At 67.9% G+C, this 5,150-nt stretch carries 4 protein-coding genes; all 4 read right to left on the bottom strand.

The window, feature by feature from the left end:
* A partial coding sequence (locus EQG76_RS18335) for an ABC transporter ATP-binding protein (protein ID WP_159715824.1) occupies nt 1–1,470 on the bottom strand: 1,470 nt, incomplete at its 3' end.
* Nucleotides 1,470–2,522 (bottom strand): ABC transporter permease, encoded by a 1,053-nt coding sequence (locus EQG76_RS18330; protein WP_235031437.1) that lies wholly within the window; start codon nt 2,520–2,522, stop codon nt 1,470–1,472. The genes EQG76_RS18335 and EQG76_RS18330, both read right to left, overlap by 1 nt.
* Nucleotides 2,519–3,604, bottom strand: coding sequence for a microcin C ABC transporter permease YejB (locus EQG76_RS18325; RefSeq protein ID WP_159715823.1), 1,086 nt, complete (start codon nt 3,602–3,604; stop codon nt 2,519–2,521). Before EQG76_RS18325 ends, EQG76_RS18330 begins: the two co-directional genes overlap by 4 nt.
* A gap of 7 nt (nt 3,605–3,611) precedes the next feature.
* Nucleotides 3,612–5,150: extracellular solute-binding protein (locus EQG76_RS18320; protein ID WP_159715822.1), on the bottom strand; the 1,539-nt coding region annotated here is incomplete at its 5' end.

Genomic DNA, 5,150 nt, shown 5'->3' with positions numbered 1-5,150 from the left:
GATCGCGCGGACCACGCGCAGGTCGTGGCTGATGAACATGAAGGTCAGGCCGCGGCGTTCCTGGAGGCCTTTCAGGAGCTGAATGATCTGCACCTGGATCGACACGTCCAAGGCCGAGGTCGGCTCGTCCAGCACGATGAAGGCCGGATCCAGCACGAGGGCCCGGGCGATGCCGATCCGCTGGCGCTGGCCGCCGGAGAACTCGTGCGGGTAGCGGTCCATGGTGGCGGGGTCCAGGCCCACCTCCTCCAGGGCCTGGGCGACAAGGGCGCGCCGGGCGTCGCCAGACGGGCAGAGCTTGTGGATGTCCAGCCCCTCGCCCACGATCTCGCCCACGCTGAGCCTGGGGCTGAGCGAGCCGAACGGGTCCTGGAACACGATCTGGAGCTTCTGGCGCAGCCGGCGCACCTCGTCGCGCGGCAGGCCGTCGATCGCCTCGCCCTGCACCACGATCGGGCCGGAGGAGCCTACCAGCCGCAGCAGCGCCAGGCCCAGCGTGGTCTTGCCCGAGCCGCTCTCGCCGACCACACCCAGCGTCGAACCGGCCTGGATGCGCAAGGCGACGTCCCGCACCGCGTGGATCACCTCGCGCGGCTTGCGCAGCCAGCCGCCGCCCAGCGGGAAGGCGACGTTCAGGCCGGGCGTCTCGACCAGGGTCGGGGCGGCGGGGTCGCGGCTGGCCGGGGGCCCCTTGGGCTCCGCCGCCATCAGCTCCTGGGTGTAGGGATGGCGCGGCCGTTCCATGACCTGCTCCAGCGGCCCCTGCTCGACGATCCGGCCGTGGCGCATCACGGCGACGCGCTGCGCCACCTTGCGCACCACGGCGAGGTCGTGGCTGACCAGCAGGACCGCCATGCCCATCTCGGCCTGCAGCTCGCGCAGGAGCTTCAGGATCGCCGCCTGGACGGTGACGTCGAGCGCGGTGGTGGGCTCATCGGCGATCAGCAAGTCCGGCCGGCAGGCGATCGCGATCGCGATCATCACCCGCTGGCGCTGGCCGCCCGAGAGCTGGTGCGGATAGCTGCTTAAGCGGGATTCCGGGTCGCGGATGCGCACCTGGTGCAGCAGTTCCAGGATGCGCCGGCGCAGCGCGTCGCCGCGCAGGCCCTCGTGGAGCTGGAGGACCTCGCCGATCTGCCGCTCGACGGTGTGCAGGGGATTGAGCGAGGTGAGCGGCTCCTGGAAGATCATGCCGATCCGCTTGCCGCGCAGCTCGCGCAGCACGGGCTCGGTTGCTGCGACCATCTGCTGGCCGTCCAGGACGATCGAGCCCGCCGGGTGGAACGCCTTGGGATAGGGCAGGAGCTGCGGGATCGAGAGTGCCGTCACCGACTTGCCCGAGCCGCTCTCGCCGACCAGCGCCAGGGTCTCGCCCCGGTCCAGCGTGAACGACACCCCGTCCACTGCTGTCACCTCGCCCTCGCTGCCGCGAAAGCGCACGGCCAAGTCCTGCACCTCCAGGAGCGGCATCAGGCGCTGTCCCCCATTGTCTTGCGCGGGTCGAACGCGTCGCGCACCGCCTCGCCGGTGAAGATCAGCAGGGTGAGGATCACCGCGGTCACCAGGAAGCCGGTGATGCCGAGCCAGGGGGCCTGGAGGTTGTTCTTGCCCTGCGCCAGGAGCTCGCCCAGGGACGGCGAGCCCGGCGGCAGGCCGAAGCCCAGGAAGTCCAGGGCGGTGAGCGTGGTGAGCGCACCGGACAGGACGAATGGCAGCAGCGCCAGCGAGCTGACCATGGCATTCGGCAGGATGTGCCGGCGCATCACGGTGAGGTCGGTGGCGCCGAGTGCGCGGGCGGCGCGGACATAGTCGAGGGTGCGGGCGCGGTAGAACTCGGCGCGGACGATGTCGACCAGCGTCATCCAGGAGAACATCAGCATGATGATCAGCAGCGTCCAGAAGCCCGGGACGATGAAGCTCGCCAGGATGATCAGCAGGTAGAGCAGCGGCAGCCCGCTCCAGATCTCGATCAGGCGCTGGCCGATCAGGTCGACGGCACCGCCGTAATAGCCCTGCAGCGCGCCGGCCGCGATGCCGATCACCGAGGAGAGCAGCGTGAGCGTCAGACCGAACAGGATCGACAGGCGCAGGCCATAGAGCACGCGGGCGAACACGTCGCGGGACTGGTCGTCGGTGCCCAGCCAGTTCTGCTTCGACGGCGGCGAAGGTGCCCGCTCCACGCCCAGCACGATGGTGTCGTAGCGATAGGGCACCGGGGCCTGCAGGATCCAGCCCTTCTCCTCGATCAGCTCGATCACGGCCGGGTCGTTATAGTCGGCCTCGGTCTCGAACAGCCCGCCGAACTCGGTCTCGGGGTAGGACACCACGGTCGGGAAGTAGAACCGGCCGTCATAGCGGACCAGGAGCGGGCGGTCGTTGGCGATCAGGTCGGCACAGAGCGAGATCGCGAACACGACGAGGAACAGCCAGAAGGAGACATAGCCGCGCCGGTTCGCCCTGAACTGGGCGAGCCGGCGCCGGTTCAGGGGCGACAGCCAGCGCTGGCTGGGCGGCACGCTCACACCCGCACCTTGGCGAAGTCGATGCGCGGGTCGACCAGGACATAGGTCAGGTCGGAGAACAGGCGCAGCAGCAGGCCCACCAGGGTGAAGAAGTAGAGGGTCGCGAAGATGATCGGGTAGTCGCGGTTGATCGCCGCCTCGTAGCTGAGCAGGCCCAACCCATCGAGCGAGAAGATGATCTCGATCAGCAAGGCGCCGGTGAACAGCATCGAGAGCAGTGCCGCGGGAAAGCCCGCGATCACGATCAGCATGGCGTTGCGGAACACGTGGCCGTAGAGGACGCGCCGCTCCGCCAGGCCCTTGGCGCGTGCCGTCAGCACGTACTGCTTGCCCAGTTCCTCAACGAAGCCGTTCTTGGTGAGCAGAGTGAGGGAGGCGAAGCTGCCGATCACCATGGCAGTCACCGGCAGGACCAGGTGCCACAGATAGTCCAGGATCTGCTGCCACCAGGTCATGCGGTGGAAGTCGTCGGAGGTCAGGCCGCGCAAGGGGAACCACTGGAAGTAGCTGCCGCCGGCGAACAGGACGATCAGCAGCACCGCGAACAAAAAGCTCGGGATCGCATAGCCGATCGAGACCAGCGTGCTCGACCAGATGTCGAACGGCGTGCCGTCCTTCACCGCCTTGCGGATGCCAAGCGGAATCGAGACCAGATAGGTGATCAGCGTGGTCCACACGCCCAGCGAGATCGAAACCGGCAACTTCTCGATGATCAGCTCGGTGACCGGGCGGCCGCGGAAGAAGCTGTTGCCGAAGTCGAAGCGCAGATAGTCGCCCAGCATCTTGAGGAAGCGCTCGTGCGCCGGCCGGTCGAAGCCGAACTGGCGGTTGAGGTCGGCGAGCAGAGCCGGGTCGATGCCGCGCGCGGAGCGGGACTGGTCGTTGCCGGCCTGCGAACTGGTCTCCCCCTGCCCGCCCCCGGAGAAGCGGGCGGTGGGATCGACGTTCTGGCCCTGGAGCTGGGCGACGATCAGGTCTATCGGCCCGCCGGGCGCTGCCTGGATGATGGCGAAGTTGATCAGCATGATCCCGAACAGGGTCGGGATGATCAGCAAGAGCCGCCGCAGGATGTAGCCGAGCACCGGGTAATCAGTCCGCCGGCAGCTCGGACTTGGCCTGCTCGACCTGAGTCGCGCGCTGGTTCTCGATCCACCAGGAGAACAGGTCGATACTGTAGCGCGGCATCCGCTCCGGCCGGCCGAACTTGTCCCAGCGGGCCAGGCGGTCGTACATCGAGTACCAGTGCGGGATCAGGTGGTAGCCCCAGAGCAGCACGCGGTCCATGGCCCGGCACGCGGTCTCCAGCTCCTCGCGGCTGTTCGCGTAGATCACCTTCTCGATCATGGCATCCACGACCGGATCCGCAATGCCGGCATAGTTGCGGCTGCCTTCCTGCGCTGCCGCCTGGCTGCCCCAGTACTCGCGCTGCTCGTTGCCCGGCGACAGGCTCTGGCCGATGATCTGGGCGATCACGTCATAGTCGAACGCGGTGACCCGGTTCTGGTACTGCGCAGAATCGACGGTGCGCACGGTGGCCGCGATGCCTAGCCGCTCCAGGTTCTTCACGAACGGCCCAGCGATCCGCTCGAACAAGGGGCTGTCCAGCAGGATCTCGAACCGCATCGGCTTGCCGGTCGCCACCTCGACCATGCGCCGGTCCTGCACCTCCCAGCCGGCCTCCTTGAGCAGCTCCAGCGCCCGACGCAGTTGCGGGCGGTTGTTGCCGCTGCCGTCGGTGACCGGCAGGGTGAACTCCTGCGTGAACAGCTCCGGGGGGAGCTGGTCCCGATAAGGCTCGAGCAGGGCGAGCTCGGCGCCTTCCGGCAGACCCGTGGCGGCGAACACCGACGAGCCGGAGAAGTAGCTGTTGCAGCGGGTGTACTGGTCGTAGAACAGCGTCCGGTTCGACCACTCGAAGTCGAAGGCGTAGCCCAGTGCCTCGCGCACCCGCCGGTCCTTGAACTGGTCGCGGCGCTGGTTGAGCCAGAAGCCCTGCATGACCCCGCCGCTCTCGCGCTTGATCTCCTCCTTGATCAGGAGGCCCTGGCGCACGGCCGGGATGTCATAGCCGGTGACCCAGCGCTGGGCCGAGCTCTCCACCTGCCAGTCGAACGCGCCGGCCTTAAAGGCCTCGAACGCGATGTTGGCGTCACGGTAATAGTCGTAGCGGATCCGGCCGTAATTGAAGCGGCCCTTCATCACCGGGATGTCCTTGGCCCACCAGTCCTCGACCAGGGCGTAGGTCACCGAGCGGCCGGACTCGACCCGCTCGACCCGGTAGGGGCCGCTGCCGAGCGGCGGCTCGAGCGACGGCGTCTCGAAGTCGCGCTCCTGCCACCAATGCGCCGGCAGGACCGGCAGCTGGCCCATGATCAGCGGCAGCTCGCGGTTGAAGCTGCCCTTGAACAGGAAGCGGACATGCCGCTCGTCGATCTTCTCCGCGCGCTCCACGTCCGCGTAATAGACCCGGTAGAGCGGCGCGCCCTTGGTGCGCAGGATGTCGAAGCTGAACACCACGTCGTCGACGGTGATCGGGCGGCCGTCATGCCAGCGCGCGTCCTCGCGCAGGCGGTACTCGACGAAGCTGCGGTCCTCCGGCGTGGCGATAGTTTCGGCGATCAGGCCGTA

Origin of the sequence: Geminicoccus flavidas (assembly GCF_009806515.1) — a bacterium.
GTDB classification, from domain to species: Bacteria; Pseudomonadota; Alphaproteobacteria; order Geminicoccales; family Geminicoccaceae; genus Geminicoccus; species Geminicoccus flavidus.
Note: the sequence above shows the minus strand (reverse complement) of the source record. Positions and strands in the feature narration are given on the sequence as shown.